Here is a 15,809-nt window from a genome sequence, read left to right as displayed (position 1 = left end):
AAGGGAAGTAGATGTTGGTCACATTGGATGGATGTCTATTTTTTAAAAAATAGGACGTTTGTCTAAGGCAAATATCATTCTAGGGCGTATTTTATATAAAGAGAATGTGATGTAACGACAAATGAACTACATCTCATATCTATTTAAAATTAGGGAGGATTTTAAATGTTTATGTTTAGAAGGGAAGATATCCGTCGTGCTGCTAATGAAGCAGAAAATGCAGGACTAGATGAATATATGCGCAATGACCCAAGAGAGCAAGGGCGCACGGCTCATCGCAATCGCAACCGCACGACTATGGGGAATGGTCAAGTTGGCGGTAGATCAACAAGCAGGACTACCTGCGGCTGTGGTCGTTCAACTAGAAGAGGTAATGTAGGTGGCGCTACAACTAGAAGAACCAATCGCGGCCGTGGTCGAATGACGATAATGACAGGAAGAATGGGCGGATGGACTACTCGTAGAACAGGAAGAGTGGGAGGACGGACTACTCGCAGTTCTAGAAGAAGAACTTGTCGTACCACTCGCCGTACAACAAGTAGAACGACACGTGTCTGCCGGACAACACGTCGAACAACAAGTAGAACGACTAGAAGAACAACCAGAAGAACCACTCGCGTTTGTCGTACGACACGACGTACGACTAGAAGAACAACCAGCAGAACCACTCGCGTTTGCCGAACAACTACCCGAACAACAAGAAGAACGACGAGAAGGACGACTCGCGTTTGCCGTACGACACGACGTACGACTAGAAGAACAACCAGCAGAACAACCCGGGTCTGCCGTACAACTAGTCGTACAACTAGAAGAACGACACGGAGAACGACAAGTCGAACTACTCGTGTATGTCGAACAACTCGCCGTTCGACAAGAAGAACTTACCGTCGATGCCGTACGACACGCAGAACAACAAGGAGATCCACAAGAAGATCCACGAGAAGATCCACAAGAAGATCCACGAGAAGATCCACAAGAAGATCCACAAGAAGATCCACGAGAAGAAGTTCACGTAGAACAACAAGGGGAACAAGAAGAAGCAGTCGAACAACCCGTCGTGGACGCCGTCGTAGAAATCGTGGCCGTAGCAGACGCCGTACGGAACAGAGATTTAACACTCAAAGAAGATACTGGAATAATGGGAACATGTGGCAAATAAGAATGGGTAATGAGTAATCCTCGAGAATAATATGAAACTTTCAACCTTTTAAGATGGCAAAATTTCATTTTACAATGAAATTTTTTGCCATCTTTTTGTTTATTTTATCGATTCGAAAAGATTTCATTGCAATTGGGCGACAGTTCGATTATTCTTTGTATATTTAATATATTTCCTAATTTGTTTATTTTATGAAAGCGAGGAAATAACAGATGAGTGAACAAAAAAATCTTAATCTGGTAGTCACAGGGTTATTATTGGGAATATTCATGTCAGCGATGGATAATACCATTGTTGCAACTGCGATGGGAACTATTGTCGCTGATTTGGGTGGATTTGATAAGTTTGTTTGGGTTACTTCTGCCTATATGGTAGCAGTCATGGCCGGGATGCCTATCTTCGGAAAATTATCTGATATGTACGGTAGAAAGCGTTTTTTTATATTTGGTTTAGCGGTATTTTTAATCGGCTCCGCGCTCTGTGGAATCGCTCAATCGATTGAACAGTTAAGTGTTTACCGTGCCATTCAAGGGATTGGTGGTGGGGCATTAATGCCAATTGCCTTTACCATTGTTTTTGATATCTTTCCACCTGAAAAACGCGGTAAAATGACAGGATTGCTTGGCGCTGTTTTTGGGGTTTCAAGTGTGGCGGGGCCGTTACTAGGTGCCTACATAACAGATATGATTAGTTGGCACTGGGTGTTTTATATTAATGTTCCAATTGGAATTGTCTCTGTTTTCTTAGTTGCCAAATATTATCATGAATCAAAGCAGCACCTTGAACAAAAAATTGATTGGTCTGGTGCCATCACCCTTGTTGTATCGGTAATAAGCCTGATGTTTGCCTTGGAATTAGGCGGGAAAGAGTATGCGTGGGACTCGATTCCAATTATTAGTTTATTTACCATCTTTGGGTTGTTTTTTATCATTTTTCTTTTTGCCGAAACGAAAGCGAAGGATCCCATTATTTCATTTTGGATGTTTAGAAATCGCTTATTTGCTGCATCGCAAATTTTGGCCTTTTTATATGGGGCAACGTTTATCATCCTCTCGATTTTTATCCCGATATTTGTTCAAGCTGTCTATGGGGGAACAGCTAGAAGTGCTGGATTTGTCTTAACACCGATGATGCTTGGATCGGTAGTAGGGAGTGCAGTTGGGGGGATTTTTCAAACCAAAACGACCTTCCGAAATTTAATGATAATATCAGTTCTTGCTTATTTTGTAGGGATGTTTCTTTTATCTGGAATAGATCCTGAGACTTCTCGTGTCACACTAACTTTATTTATGGTATTGGTTGGCTTCGGTGTAGGCTTTTCATTCTCGTTATTGCCGACAGCTACCATCCACCAGCTAGATCCTCGTTTTCGAGGCTCCGCAAATTCTACGAACTCGTTCCTGCGGTCACTTGGTATGACCCTTGGAATTACGATTTTTGGAACAATACAAAATAAAGTTTTTACGAATGACCTTAAGGAATCTTTTAAAGGGATGGATAACAACCTATCAGGAATGATAAAATTTAATGATCCACAACAAATTTTTGAGGCGGAGCAACGTGTGCAAATCCCCGGATTTGTTTTGGATAAAATCATTCATGCAATGTCACATTCGATAACCTATACTTTTTTCCTGGCATTAATTCCAATTGCCCTTTCAGCCGTAGCCGTGTTTATGATGGGAAATGCCCGTGTAGAAGTATCGTCAGAACCTATTAAACAACCGAATGATTAGGCATTTTATTAAAACCCTCCTTGATTAAGGAGGGTTTTATTTCACCAACCGGTCGTATCGCTTTGATTTTTTATTTCCCTCATCATGTTTTCAACATTGGTTCTTTCTGTAGAGCTGATATGTTTTTCATTTTCTGAACGATCGACTGTAATCCCATGTTTTTTGTAATACCAATCTACAACGAGGCCGAAGAAAATTAACGCAATACCGCCTATTAGAACAAGATAAATCATATTCATGAGACTACCTCCTTATGATTAATATTCTAATTTTTATACGAAAAATGAGAAGAAAGGTTTCATTTTATTATTTTGCCAAATTGTTCCTTGAAAATCCTCAGGTAAATAAGATACAGTTAAGGAGAAGATTGCAATTAAAGTAGGTGTCAGTTTTGGATAAACGATATTTTACAATTGGAATGGCTGGTCATATTGATCATGGTAAAACGTCATTAACAAAAGCGTTAACAAATGTTGATACAGATCGGTTAAAAGAGGAAAAAGAGCGGCAAATCTCAATTGAATTAGGGTTTGCTCCATTATATGAAGACAAAGAACTACAGATTTCAGTTATTGACGTCCCCGGACATGAACGATTTATTAGGCAAATGATTGCGGGAGTAGCAGGAATCGATTTAGTTGTTCTCGTAGTGGCAGCCGATGAAGGTGTAATGCCACAGACTCGGGAACACCTGGATATATTGGGATTTTTAGGAATCAAAAACGGAATCATTGCCATTTCAAAGATTGACAGAGTCGATGATGAGTTTATCGATCTCGTGAAGGATGACATTTTAGGAGAATTACAAGGAACGGTATTTGAAAATTCACCATTTGTATTGGTGGATAGCCTATCGAAAAAAGGGATAGAAGAACTAAAACAATTAATTATTAAAACTCTTAAGGAACAAGCGATGCGAGACGCAATGGGGGCATTCCGACTTCCGATTGATCAAGTCTTTACCGTTAAAGGGCAAGGAACGGTTGTTCGTGGAACAGTTTATGAAGGAAGCGTTGAAGAAGGACAGTATTTAAAAATTATGCCTAAGGGAATTGAAGTGCGCGCTCGGCAGTTACAAGTTCATCACCAGCCGGCAATGATGGCTTTTGCTGGGCAACGGGTTGCGGTTAACATTTCAGGGGTCTCAAAAGAAGAACTTGAACGTGGGGATGTATTGGTTTCATCAGAACATTTTATCGTAACCAATACCATTGATGTTGCTATTCGAGTGGTTGAAGACCTTGATTATATGGTCAAACAGCGAATGCCGATCAAATTACATATCGGTACGACTGAGGTAATGGGGCGGATTGTTTTTTTTGACCGAAATGAGTTAAAGGAAGAAAACGGGGAAATTCTCTGTCAATTACGCCTTGAGGAAGATATTGTAACCAAGAGAGGCGATCGGTTTATTATTCGTAGACCAAGCCCACAAGAAACGATTGGCGGTGGTTGGGTTATCGACCCTCGAGGAAATAAATATCGGTTTGGCGAAAAAACAATTGAAGAATTGGAAAAAAAGAAGGTTGGAACGCCAAGCGAACGAATTACCGCGGCTTTGTATGAAGCAAAAAGTTTGCCTCTAATTGAAATTATCAAACGGACATCATTAGACGAAAATACAGTAAGAGAACAACTATCTGGGGTAGAGTACATTTTTTATAATGGTAAAGAATACACTCTTCTGATGTTAGTGAATCAAATAGAAACTGAAATAGTAGATAGGTTAGAAAATTTTCATCAGGAATACCCGATGAAACAAGGGGTAAATAAAGCTGAATTATTACAAACGATGCAGACTCGCTTTCCAAAGGGACTTATTGATTTTGTTGTCGAAACTAGTATTGAAAAAGGTACTTTTGCTCGAAAGGGACAGTTTGTCTATTTAGCTAGCTTCCGACCACATGTTTCAAAAAACTGGCAAAAGCGGGTTGAAAATTTGTTAGATGACCTTCGTAAAGACGGTTTAAAAACACTCTATTTTGCTGATTATTTGAAAAAGTCCGGCATACCAGACTCCATAGTTCACGATTTGAAAAAATTCCTAGAGGAACAAGAGCTAGTTGTACCTCTTGATGAGCAATATTTTTATCATCGCGAAATATTTGAATCGGCAGTTCAAAAATTAAAAAGTGGCACCGGTGCTGAGTTTGAAGTAGGAGATGCCAAAGATATTTTAGACCTATCCAGGAAATATATGATCCCTTTCTTAGAGAGGTTAGATGCAAAGGGAATAACCAAACGGGTTGAAAATAAACGGGTGTGGCTTAATATATCTGAATAATATCTGAGTGAGGGGAAAAAAATGAATCCTTTTGTTTATGCCTGTATTGCCCCACATGGTGGGGAAATTATTCCTGAATTAAAAGGGGAAATTCCGGAAAGAATGTCAAAAACACGAGATAGTCTAATTCGTTTAGGAATTGAAATGGAAGAGGCAAATCCAGACACAATTATTGTTCTAACTCCACATGGAACCCGCATAAATGGACAATTTTCGATATCTGATTCTGAAAGAATACTAGGGGTTGTAGAGGAGAACGAAGCTACTTTTGCATTGGAAAGAAATATAGATAGAGAGCTAGCTCGACAAATCGCGAAGTTGGCCCAAGATCACGATTTACCTGTTGGAACTATCAACTATGCAACAGCGGCTGGTCCACTGTCCTGCTTACCACTTGATTGGGGTGCGATTGTTCCATTACGATTTATGCCTAATGTGCCAATTGTCGTGATTACTCCATCTAGAGAATTAGCTTACGACAAACACATACAATTCGGCCGATCCTTAAGAGAAGCGGTTCAAGCTTCCGATAAACGAATTGGTCTCATTGCCAGCTGTGACTGGTCACATACACATGATGAAAACGGTCCATATGGATATCATCCTGCTGCTAAAGAACTAGACCACGAGGTAGTATCTCTAATCAAGGATAACCAATTAGAAAAAATGGCGTTATTTGCAGATGATTTTGTTGAAGCAGCGAAACCAGATGGAATTTGGCAGACATTAATTCTAGCAGGAGCCATTTTAACAGATGAGCGAAAAATAGAAGTTCTCTCTTACGAAGCCCCGACTTACTTTGGCTTGATTTGTGCAGCCATCAAATAATACTACCTAAATACTCCATTTGGGGTATTTTTTTTGTGAAAAATAAATCTGAAAGGGAATGATAGGAGAAAAGGGGGCGAAAATATGTCTACAGGGCAATCGGTGTCGTTTATAACCCTGAACAGGAGCATCTTGGAAACTATGTACCAACAGTGATGTCTGAACGCTATAATGCCTATTTTTATGTGGACGAAACAAGAGCATTAACGCCAATTAAGGTAGAGAGTATATCTTTTTATTGAGAATTTAGGTAAGCTAATAAATGGATTTAAAAATTTATTTAGATATAATATTAAGTGATACTTCTATATTTAAAAGAAGGGAAAGATGAATCGATGTTTGATGTAGCTATAATTGGCGCAGGGGCAGCAGGTGCAAGTGCCGCTATTTTTACAGCAAAGGCTGGAAAAAATACATTGTTACTTGATAGTGATCAAAGCATGACTAAACGTGCTTGGATTGAAAACCATTATGGGGTTGCAGAAATTAGTGGACCAGATTTAGTTGGAATCGGTATTAACCAAGCAACAAAATTCGGTGCTGAGCATGTCCATGGAAAAGTAGTTGGCATTGATAAAACGGACAATGGCTTCTCTATCCAAACTGAAGAAGGGAATACATATGAAGCCAAACATGTCATTCTCGCAACAGGTGCACTTACCACATTAGCTGAAAGTGTTGGTTTAATAACAAAAGATGGCACGGAACCAAGAATTAAAACAGTATTTGAAGTAGACGCACAAGGAAAGACAAATGTAGCAGGTATCTGGGCTGCTGGTACATGTGCTGGAGTGAGCGTGCACACCATCATTACTGCTGGAGATGGAGCGAAGGTAGCAATCAATATCATTAGCGAACTAAATGGTGAAAGATACGTCGATCACGATGTGTTAAAATCCTAATTTATATTCTGGTGGCATTTAGCTACCGGATTTCTTATTCTTGATAAACTAGAAAATGGGAAGAACTATCGATAGGATTAGGCATCTCGATAGTTTTCTTTTTGCTTTCTTTTGTCGTATAATTAAGAGGTATGTTTTTACATAACTTGACGATTGAAAGGAGTTCATTACATATGAGCAAATACGCTGTTATCGATTTAGAAAAAGGCGGACAAGTAAAGATTGAATTATATCCAAACGAAGCACCTGGGACAGTAGAGAACTTTGAATCTTTAATTAATAAAGGTTTTTATAACGGATTAACGTTCCACCGAGTAATCCCTGGATTCGTGGCACAAGGAGGCTGTCCTGAAGGTCGTGGGACTGGTGGTCCTGGGTACTCAATTAAATGTGAAACACAAGGAAATCCACATAAGCACGACCGTGGTGCTCTTTCAATGGCTCACGCTGGAAAAGACACTGGCGGTAGCCAATTCTTTATCGTATATGAGCCACAACCACATTTAAATGGAGTTCATACCGTATTCGGTAAAGTGGTTGAAGGTATGGAATACGTTGACGACATTAAGCAAGGCGATAAAATGAAAGAAGTTCGTGTTATTGAAGGCTAATCATAAACATTAAAAGAGAGCAGATTTGGCTCTCTTTTTATTGTTATTTTTATGATTGAATATTTTGTGGTAAGATAAGGTGAGTTTAGAATATGAAGGTAGGGTTACTGTTTGAATAAAACTTTTTCATCACTCGGTGTATCAGAATCATTGTCCGAAATATTAAAATCGCTAGGAATTTCCATACCAACCCCTATACAAGAGCAGGCTATCCCACTAGTATTAGGCGGCAGCGATGTGATTGCTCAGTCACAAACGGGTACAGGGAAAACCTATGCGTTTATTTTACCTATATTAGAAAAAATCAACACGGAGGACTCCCATATTCAGGCTCTTATCGTTACGCCTACAAGGGAGCTAGCACTACAGATTACGAATGAAATTAAAAAATTAATTGAAGAGCGGGATGACATCCGTGTGCTGGCCATTTATGGTGGACAGGATGTAGAAGCACAGCTCAAGAAGCTGAAAAATGGTCGTCATATTGTCATCGGTACACCAGGTCGATTACTTGACCATATTCGTCGCGAGACAGTTGACTTTTCAAATACAAAATTTCTTGTTTTGGACGAAGCTGATCAAATGCTTCATATCGGCTTTTTACCTGAAGTTGAGCAAATTATTAACGAAACTCCTGCTAGTAGACAGACGATGTTGTTTTCAGCGACGATGCCTGATGAAATTCGAAAATTAGCCCGTCGCCATATGAAAAACCCGCAAAATATTCAAGTTGAAAAAACACAGGCACCTTTAGAAAATATAAAGCAGATTGCCATCAGCACGGTCGATCGGGCAAAACAAGGCGATTTGATTGAATTACTACAAATGTATCGCCCGTATCTAGGGGTCATATTTTGCCGGACAAAACGAAGGGTAACAAAGCTTTATGAAGCTTTAAAGGCTAATGGTTTTAATTGTGATGAACTTCATGGTGATTTATCACAAGCAAAACGGGAACAAGTAATGAAACGATTCCGTAAAGCCGAAATTCAATATTTAATTGCAACCGATGTTGCTTCCCGAGGGCTGGATGTCGAGGGTGTAACCCATGTGTTTAACTACGATATTCCCGAAGATGTTGAGAGTTATATCCATCGCATTGGTAGGACTGGAAGAGCCGGTGGAGAAGGGTTAGCGATAACTCTATATGCACCAAAGGATAAAGAAGAGCTTTTAAAGATTGAAAAAGAATTAAATATGACAATTCCTAAAAAGAACCTTGGCAATGAGAAAAAGCAACAGGGGTTTGACCAAGGCGAAACATCGACAGACGGTCAGGCACGTAAAAAAGCAAGAAGAGGTAAAAATGAACGAAATGCCGAGCGCCGAAGTGATGCTAAAACAGAGGCTAGAGGATCATCATCAATGGGTAGGAAACCTCAAAGGGACAATAAACTAACAGCAAAACGTAATGAATCTAGGAATGCAAATTTAACCTCAGGTCGGAAGTTTTCTAATCAGGGGAAAAATACAAAAAGTAGTCCTAATCGTTCTAAAAAACGTTCATTCTAAAAAAGAGCATCTTTTCTTCCTTAGAAAAGATGTTTTTTTCCTGACGAATTAACAGGAATAATTATTAAAAGCAAAAATCTATACAAATCGACAATTTTTTCGGTATAATAAAATCAACATAAAAAAATTAAATCAGCATAAAACAGGTGCTATGCCTTTTAAGAAGGTATTAGCTTAATAGGGAAGTTTGGTATAAGCCAACGCGGTCCCGCCACTGTAAATGAGAGCAACCTATAGAAAGTCACTGTCTGTAAGGATGGGAAGACATAGGAAGCGATGATCATGAGCCAGGAAACCTGCCTGTTTTGATTGCACCAAGTGCCTACGCGGATAGGAGGGTGTTAAGCTATAGCGTTCTTTGACGTATTAAGAGCTTAACCAAAACTCCTCCTTCATAGGGGGATTTTTTTATGTCTATTTCATGGAATGGAGAGAAGAAACAATGATTAGAACACGAACAAAAAATCTGTTCATGCTGTTTGTACTCCTGTTTGCCATGTTGGCAAACTTGATTCCAGTACCAACATACGCTGCGGAACAACCTGAAGGAACCGTTTCGGTAATAGGGGATGAGGCTACAGGAATTTTACTCGATAAGAAAATTTATTCTTATAGTGAAAAACTAACGGCTTTTGATGCTCTTATAAACACCGTAGGAGCAACAAATCTAGAATTCTCTGAATCTGCTTATGGAAAGATGATTTCAGGAATAAATGGGCTGCAAGCAAAAGGGAACTATTTTTGGGCTTTTTACATAAATGGCATTTCTGCGCAAGTAGGAGCTGACCAGTATATTGTCCAAAAGGGTGATCAGTTAAGCTTTCGTTATCTTGACTGGACAGTGGTTTCAGACCAAAATGTTGCATTGAAAGTAGTTGGAAAGGATGGAACGGTTACAAATGAAATCGCTAGTATTTCGTTTGTGGAAGAACCGACTGCCTTTCATTTGCTACAGGCCATCTACGGGGACAAATTAAAGTTTAGTGATTCCCAATATGGTAAAATGATTACTTCCATTGATGGTCTAAATTCAGAAGGTACGTATTATTGGGCTTTTTATGTAAACGGTGAAATGGCTACAGTTGGCGCAGATAGTTACAAGCTAAAAGCAGGCGACAAAATTAGCTTCCATTACGAATCTTGGGAATCACCTGGTGAGGAACCCAAAGAAGAATCAAATGAAGGAACGAACCCTGAAACGCCGGTTTCAAATAATAATGTGCCAATTGCAGTGGAAACCATTCAAAAAGCTGTTGATTTAGCAAGTCAATATGTGACAAAAAATCAAGTTGGTGAGTGGGAAGCAGTTGCTCTTAAGCAAGCGGGTAAAGCGATTCCTAACGAATATTTACAAAATACAGTCCAATTCATTAAAGAAAAGCAAGGAAGATTTTCAAAAATTACTGATTACGAACGTTTTACTCTTGGAATTTTAGCAGCCGGTGGAAACCCGACCAATGTCGAAGGGTATAATTTAATTGAACCCATCTATAATGGAAATGTAACGAAACAAGGATTAAATGGTGTATTCTATGCGTTGATTGCCTTAGACAGCGCCGCTTTTGAAATTCCATCTGATGCTAAGTGGACGAGAGAAATGCTTGTCAAACATTTATTAGAAAAACAAAATAGTGATAATGGCTGGTCATGGGACGGAAGTGCCACTAGTGATATCGATACAACCGCGATGGTAATCACAGCGTTAGCACCTTACAAAGAGCAAACTGAAGTTAAAGCGGTTATAGATGGAACGGTCCAATATTTATCCCATCAATTTCAGGCCGGAAAAATAAATAACAGCTCTACCGCAGCACAGGTAATTGTTGCCCTTTCAGCCATTGATGTTGATGCCAATAGTGCTGCTTTTACAAAAGATAATTTAAGTATAATGAACTATTTATTAACCTATCAAAATGCTGATGGTGGCTTTGATTGGCAAGGTGGAGAAACAAGCGATGTCATGTCAACGAGCCAAGGGATTCTGGGAGTTGTTGCCTATCAATTATTTTTAGATGGGAAAGGTTCTTTATATCAACTTTCATTAAATCCTGATGGAGCAACCCCTGTAGAATCTGAAAAAAATCAGGACAGTGGAACTACAGAGACTAACAAAGAAGAAGGATTACCACTTCCTAATACAGCAACAAATATGTACAATTATTTGGTCATCGGTGTCATACTTTTATTAGTAGGATTGACAGTTTCAATTAAACAAAGAAAGAAGGCATAATGATCAATGAAAATCAAAATATCCCTCTTGTTCATCGCAGGAGGGCTCTTTTTTATTAGTCTTGCTGGGTTCCAATATTACCAATCGAAAAAAAATAAAGCCGAAGCCATGGAAGTAGCAATAGAAGTCGTCAGAAAGAATCCACTAGCATCTCTAGCAGAAAGCTCCACAATCATTAAAAATGATGAAGTGATGGGCATTCTTCATTTACCCAAAATAAAAAAAGAACTTCCTATTATACGTGGAGTTTCCGAAGATGATTTGGAAAAGGGGGTAGGCTATTATGAAGGAACAGCCCTACCAAATCAAAACGACCAAATGGTTTTATCTGGTCATCGGGACACCGTGTTCAAAAGATTAGGGGAACTTCAAGTTGGTGATGAGCTAATCGTGGAAATGTCATCTGGAAAATATAGTTATATTATTGAGGAAACATTTATCGTGGAAGCTGATGATCTAACTGTGATAAAGTCGACTGCGCCAATTGAAAAATTAACTTTAACAACCTGCTATCCGTTTAACTTTGTCGGTAATGCTCCAAAGCGTTATATCGTCAATGCAATTAGAAAATAATCGGAGGTGAACGCATTGAATTACTTTAAAAAAACACTTGGCCTCTTGCTTACTTTCGTTTTAGTTTTTAGCTTAATAAGCTGTAGTTCAACTGAGTCTACGAAGGTAAAAACGAATAAGATGGAAGAAAACACTGAAAAAACTGTAACTGAGGTGGAACCACCTAAAACTACCGAAATAGAATCAACCATTCCTGAGGAAAACGTTGATATTGCCTCATCAGAGGAGAATACAGCGGATGAACAGTTAGATGTAAATAATGAAGATAAGAATCAGCCAGTGGCAACTGAACCTACTGTCCAGGAAAGGCAGGAGAACACGAAAAGCCAAACAGCAAATACAGTCTCCAAACCTACGAATAAAAAAGTGGATAGCCAAAATAAATCAAACGAAAAAACAAATACCGATAAGCCAACTACAACAGGAACAACCGCATCTACAAAACCGGCTAAGCCAACTGAAACTGTATCGATTTCCATTACAGGATCAAAAGATTATGGTGTCATTCTTAAAGAAATGAAGATCAATGTAACGGAGGAAGATACTGTTTTCACTATCCTTTTAAAAGCGGCTAAAAAGAAAAATATATATGTCGATTCTACTGGAAAAGGGGCAATGGCCTATATCGCAGGGATTGATAATCTTTATGAATTTGATTACGGACCAAAAAGCGGTTGGAATTTTAAACTAAACGGTGAAATCCTTAGTAAGAGTTCGGGTATCGTGAAGGTTAAGAAGGACGATGTGATTGAATGGGTGTACTTAGAAGATTTTACGGAGAATGGTGAATGAAAAGTCGGTTCAGTACGTTTCACCCGATGATTAATTTTAGTTATTACCTTGGTTCTATTTTCATCATCATGTTGTTTTTGCATCCGCTATTTTTACTTGTAGGAGTAGCTTTTCTTTTAATCATTCACTTTTTTCATGACCGCTTTCAAAGCCTAAAGCGTTGGTTACCTTTTATGGTGATTACTTGGTTGCTTATTTTCCTACTAAACCCGTTATTTAATGAACGGGGGCGTCACCTTTTATTTGAGGTGTTTGGGCATCGGGTAACATTAGAAGCAACTCTTTACGGGGGGATCTCGGCTTTTTCGATATTGGGTGTCATGATGCTTTTTGTATCCTATAATGAAATAATGACACCAAACAAGCTATTGTTTTTATTTGCGAAATTCTTGCCACAGTTTGCTATCCTTTTGATGCTTACGTTGCGTTTTATCCCATTGATGAGACGAAGATTAACGGAAATTTCCATGGTTCAACAAAGCAAAGGGATATCGGTGAAACAAGGTAGCTTTAAGGAGCGGATTAAAAAAGGGATGCATTACGTTCAAGTCCTGATTACCTTTTCATTGGAGGAAGCAATCCAAACAGCTGATTCGATGAAAGCGAGAGGGTATGGTCAAGGGAAACGAACATCCTATGAATATTACCGGATGCAAAATGCGGATAAATTTGCCTTATTCATATTGTTTATATTTTTTTTAGTTATTTTGATTGCTCGATTTTTCGGATACGGGACTCTGACCATCTATCCGTTATTAGAGCCGATTTACTTACAATCGCCTGAGATATTCGTTCTCATTTTATATGCGATATTTATTAGTTTTCCACTTTTTGTACAGCTAGGAGAGACCATTCGATGGCGTATATTGAACTAAAAGACATCACTTTCACCTATCCGACAACAGAGCAATTAGCGATACAAAATCTTTCTTTAGAGGTTGAAAAAGGTCAATTTGTTGTCCTTTTTGGCAGCTCTGGGTCGGGGAAAAGTACGTTGCTACGCTTGTTGAAAAAGGACATTCAGCCGCATGGAAGATTAGAAGGGAACATCAACATTGATGGAATAGATATTCTAAATAATGAACAGCAGAATAATCAGGTTGGCTTTGTTTTTCAAGATCCCGAAAATCAAGTTGTCGCTGATGATGTCCTCCATGAGATTGCCTTTGGACTTGAAAGTATTGGTCTTTCAACGAATGAAATGCGAAATCGAGTTGCTGAAATGGTTCATTATTTTGGCGCGGAGTCGTTACTTGAACGGAAAACACACGAGCTTTCCGGTGGAATGAAACAACAGATTAATCTTGCATCGGTGTTGTTAATGCAACCTGAGATTTTGCTACTTGACGAACCAACCGCCCAACTTGATCCTGTTAGTGCACGAGAATTTTTAGACATATTGGTTCGCCTGAATGAAGAATTTGGGATGACGATTATTTTAGCTGAGCATCGTTTAGAGGAGGTATTTACGATAGCTGACAAAATTGTCATGATGGATAATGGACAGATTCAGGCTCAAGGTGAGCCACATGCAGTATTAGAGAAAATTTGGGAGTCAGAAAGTCGACCTTTTGTCCCCAGTATACCATCTCTTTATCTAATGTCTTCTCAGAATGTGAACTCTAGTTCTATCCCCTTATCGGTAAAGGAGGGGAGAAACTGGATTCAAAATCAAACGATCAAGACACATCCAGTTAAAACGGAATACCGATTAAATCCAATTGAAAAACCTATGCTTGTAGTAAAGGATTTATTTTTTCGTTATCGAAAAGAGGAAGTAGATATATTAAAGGACTGTCACTTTACCTTGATGGAAGGTGAAGTATATGCCTTGCTTGGCGGAAATGGGTCTGGAAAGTCAACGTTTTTGAAGATTCTCGCTCATCTCCTTAAAGGGAATAAAGGAAAAATCCTACTCGATGGTAAGCAACTTAAGGCTTGGAAATTAAATGAACTTACCAAAAAGATAGGTTATTTACCACAGAACCCAAAGTTATTTTTTATTCATGATTCGTTAAAGCAAGAACTGGATGAAACAAGTAGGGTTTGGGGTATAGAGTCTAAGGAAGTAAAAGGTATACTAAACCGATTAAATATTTCCGATCTTTGGGATAAACACCCTTATGATTTAAGTGGTGGCGAGCTGCAAAAGGCTGCTCTCGCATGCATTCTATTAAGAAAACCAGATATCCTTTTATTAGATGAACCGACAAAGGGGCTAGACCCTATCTCTAAAAGAAATTTTGCTGAGATTTTATTAGAATTAAAACAAGAAGGAAAAACCATTTTAATGTCAACTCATGATATCGAATTTGCAGCAAGCTATGCGACGAAATGCGGGATGATGTTTCAAGGTAATATCTCCTCAGAAAATTCACCAAAGGAATTTTTTCAAGGAAATTTCTTTTATACAACAATGGTCCAACGATTATTTAGACATCTGCCCGATTCAAACGTAATAACCTTAGAGGAGGCAATGGATCTATGCAAATGAGTAAGAGGTTTGCAGCTATGATCATGTTTGTATTAATGGCTGCTCTTTCGTTGTTAGCATTGATATTAAGTGACAACTATTTAATCGTTAGTATGGGATTTGTTATACTGGCAATTGTTTTTTTTATCATGCGTTTTGAGAAAAGAAAGCTTGAAGCTAGGGAGTTAGTTCTCCTTGCTGTGTTGGCAGCCATAGCCTCAGTCGGAAGGGTCGTGTTTGCAGGTATCCCCAATGTGCAACCAACTACTTTTGTGATCATGATGGCAGGATTTGTCTTCGGGGCTGAAAGTGGTTTTATGATTGGTGTTGTTGCAGCACTTGCGTCCAATATGGTGTTAGGGCAAGGACCGTGGACACCATGGCAAATGCTGGCGTGGGGGTTGGTTGGTTTATCGGCAGGACTCCTAAATAAATCAGGACTAATCAAAAGCCTGATGGGTAAAATTGTTTTCGGTGTTGTATGGGGATTCCTCTTTGGTTTGATTATGAATGTATGGTCTTACCTAGCCTTATCACTGTGGAATACCCAATCGCTTATCACGTACTTTGCTAGCAGTTTGTTCTATGATTTAATGCACTCTATTTCCAATGTTATCTGCCTTCTTTTGTTTGGCGAAGCATGGTTGAAAATTTTAAATAGATTCAAGTTGAAATACGGCATACTTGAAAAATAAAAGATGATTGTGCT

Annotated in this window: 16 protein-coding genes and 1 riboswitch; of the genes, 15 read left to right on the top strand and 1 reads right to left on the bottom strand. The window is 38.9% G+C overall.

Annotated features, from left to right (window positions below):
* The first annotated feature begins 229 nt into the window (after window positions 1-229).
* The 3 genes from ACX9YW_RS09040 (at window position 230) to ACX9YW_RS09030 (ending at window position 2,895) form a co-directional block, all read left to right on the top strand.
* Window positions 230-379, top strand: coding sequence for a hypothetical protein (locus ACX9YW_RS09040; RefSeq protein WP_460345089.1), 150 nt, complete (start codon window positions 230-232; stop codon window positions 377-379).
* A gap of 171 nt (window positions 380-550) precedes the next feature.
* Window positions 551-1,159: a hypothetical protein gene (locus tag ACX9YW_RS09035; protein WP_460345086.1), complete on the top strand. Its 609-nt coding sequence runs from the start codon at window positions 551-553 to the stop codon at window positions 1,157-1,159.
* Between the two features lie 212 nt (window positions 1,160-1,371).
* A complete protein-coding gene (locus ACX9YW_RS09030; protein ID WP_460345083.1) occupies window positions 1,372-2,895 on the top strand; it encodes an MDR family MFS transporter in 1,524 nt (507 codons plus the stop codon).
* Window positions 2,896-2,936: 41 nt separating this feature from the next.
* On the opposite strand, the gene ACX9YW_RS09025 is transcribed toward ACX9YW_RS09030, so the two are convergent.
* On the bottom strand, window positions 2,937-3,134 hold the full coding sequence (locus tag ACX9YW_RS09025) for a hypothetical protein (RefSeq protein WP_460345080.1): 198 nt from the start codon (window positions 3,132-3,134) through the stop codon (window positions 2,937-2,939).
* 152 nt (window positions 3,135-3,286) lie between these two features.
* Between ACX9YW_RS09025 and selB the strand changes: the two genes are divergently transcribed.
* The 12 genes from selB to ACX9YW_RS08965 all read left to right on the top strand — a co-directional run bounded on the left by selB (window position 3,287) and on the right by ACX9YW_RS08965 (window position 15,795).
* Window positions 3,287-5,179, top strand: a complete 1,893-nt coding sequence (gene selB / locus ACX9YW_RS09020) for a selenocysteine-specific translation elongation factor (RefSeq protein WP_460345078.1) — start codon at window positions 3,287-3,289, stop codon at window positions 5,177-5,179.
* A gap of 21 nt (window positions 5,180-5,200) precedes the next feature.
* Window positions 5,201-6,007 carry a DODA-type extradiol aromatic ring-opening family dioxygenase gene (locus ACX9YW_RS09015; protein WP_460345075.1) on the top strand — a complete coding sequence of 269 codons (807 nt, stop codon included), beginning with the start codon at window positions 5,201-5,203 and terminating at the stop codon, window positions 6,005-6,007.
* Between the two features lie 98 nt (window positions 6,008-6,105).
* Window positions 6,106-6,249, top strand: coding sequence for a hypothetical protein (locus tag ACX9YW_RS09010; RefSeq protein WP_460345259.1), 144 nt, complete (start codon window positions 6,106-6,108; stop codon window positions 6,247-6,249).
* Between the two features lie 93 nt (window positions 6,250-6,342).
* Window positions 6,343-6,909: an NAD(P)/FAD-dependent oxidoreductase gene (locus ACX9YW_RS09005; RefSeq protein ID WP_460345072.1), complete on the top strand. Its 567-nt coding sequence runs from the start codon at window positions 6,343-6,345 to the stop codon at window positions 6,907-6,909.
* 173 nt (window positions 6,910-7,082) lie between these two features.
* Window positions 7,083-7,520 (top strand): peptidylprolyl isomerase, encoded by a 438-nt coding sequence (locus tag ACX9YW_RS09000; protein WP_460345069.1) that lies wholly within the window; start codon window positions 7,083-7,085, stop codon window positions 7,518-7,520.
* Between the two features lie 111 nt (window positions 7,521-7,631).
* Window positions 7,632-9,032 carry a DEAD/DEAH box helicase gene (locus ACX9YW_RS08995; RefSeq protein ID WP_460345066.1) on the top strand — a complete coding sequence of 467 codons (1,401 nt, stop codon included), beginning with the start codon at window positions 7,632-7,634 and terminating at the stop codon, window positions 9,030-9,032.
* Window positions 9,033-9,159: 127 nt separating this feature from the next.
* Window positions 9,160-9,350, top strand: a riboswitch (cobalamin riboswitch).
* 124 nt (window positions 9,351-9,474) lie between these two features.
* Window positions 9,475-11,262 carry a DUF4430 domain-containing protein gene (locus ACX9YW_RS08990; RefSeq protein ID WP_460345063.1) on the top strand — a complete coding sequence of 596 codons (1,788 nt, stop codon included), beginning with the start codon at window positions 9,475-9,477 and terminating at the stop codon, window positions 11,260-11,262.
* 6 nt (window positions 11,263-11,268) lie between these two features.
* Window positions 11,269-11,835, top strand: a complete 567-nt coding sequence (gene srtD, locus ACX9YW_RS08985; protein ID WP_460345060.1) for a class D sortase, LPxTATN-specific — start codon at window positions 11,269-11,271, stop codon at window positions 11,833-11,835.
* A 15-nt stretch (window positions 11,836-11,850) separates the two neighbouring features.
* On the top strand, window positions 11,851-12,627 hold the full coding sequence (locus tag ACX9YW_RS08980; RefSeq protein ID WP_460345057.1) for a DUF4430 domain-containing protein: 777 nt from the start codon (window positions 11,851-11,853) through the stop codon (window positions 12,625-12,627).
* Complete coding sequence (locus ACX9YW_RS08975; protein WP_460345054.1) at window positions 12,624-13,502, top strand: energy-coupling factor transporter transmembrane component T; 879 nt, start codon at window positions 12,624-12,626, stop codon at window positions 13,500-13,502. Before ACX9YW_RS08980 ends, ACX9YW_RS08975 begins: the two co-directional genes overlap by 4 nt.
* The gene (locus tag ACX9YW_RS08970) at window positions 13,484-15,121 is read left to right on the top strand and encodes an ABC transporter ATP-binding protein (RefSeq protein ID WP_460345051.1); all 1,638 of its coding nucleotides are present in this window, start codon (window positions 13,484-13,486) and stop codon (window positions 15,119-15,121) included. Before ACX9YW_RS08975 ends, ACX9YW_RS08970 begins: the two co-directional genes overlap by 19 nt.
* On the top strand, window positions 15,118-15,795 hold the full coding sequence (locus ACX9YW_RS08965; protein WP_460345256.1) for an ECF transporter S component: 678 nt from the start codon (window positions 15,118-15,120) through the stop codon (window positions 15,793-15,795). The genes ACX9YW_RS08970 and ACX9YW_RS08965 overlap by 4 nt, the downstream gene beginning before the upstream one ends.
* The last annotated feature ends 14 nt before the right edge of the window (window positions 15,796-15,809 follow it).

It is taken from the genome of Pseudoneobacillus rhizolycopersici, assembly GCF_054786815.1.
Note: the sequence above shows the minus strand (reverse complement) of the source record. Positions and strands in the feature narration are given on the sequence as shown.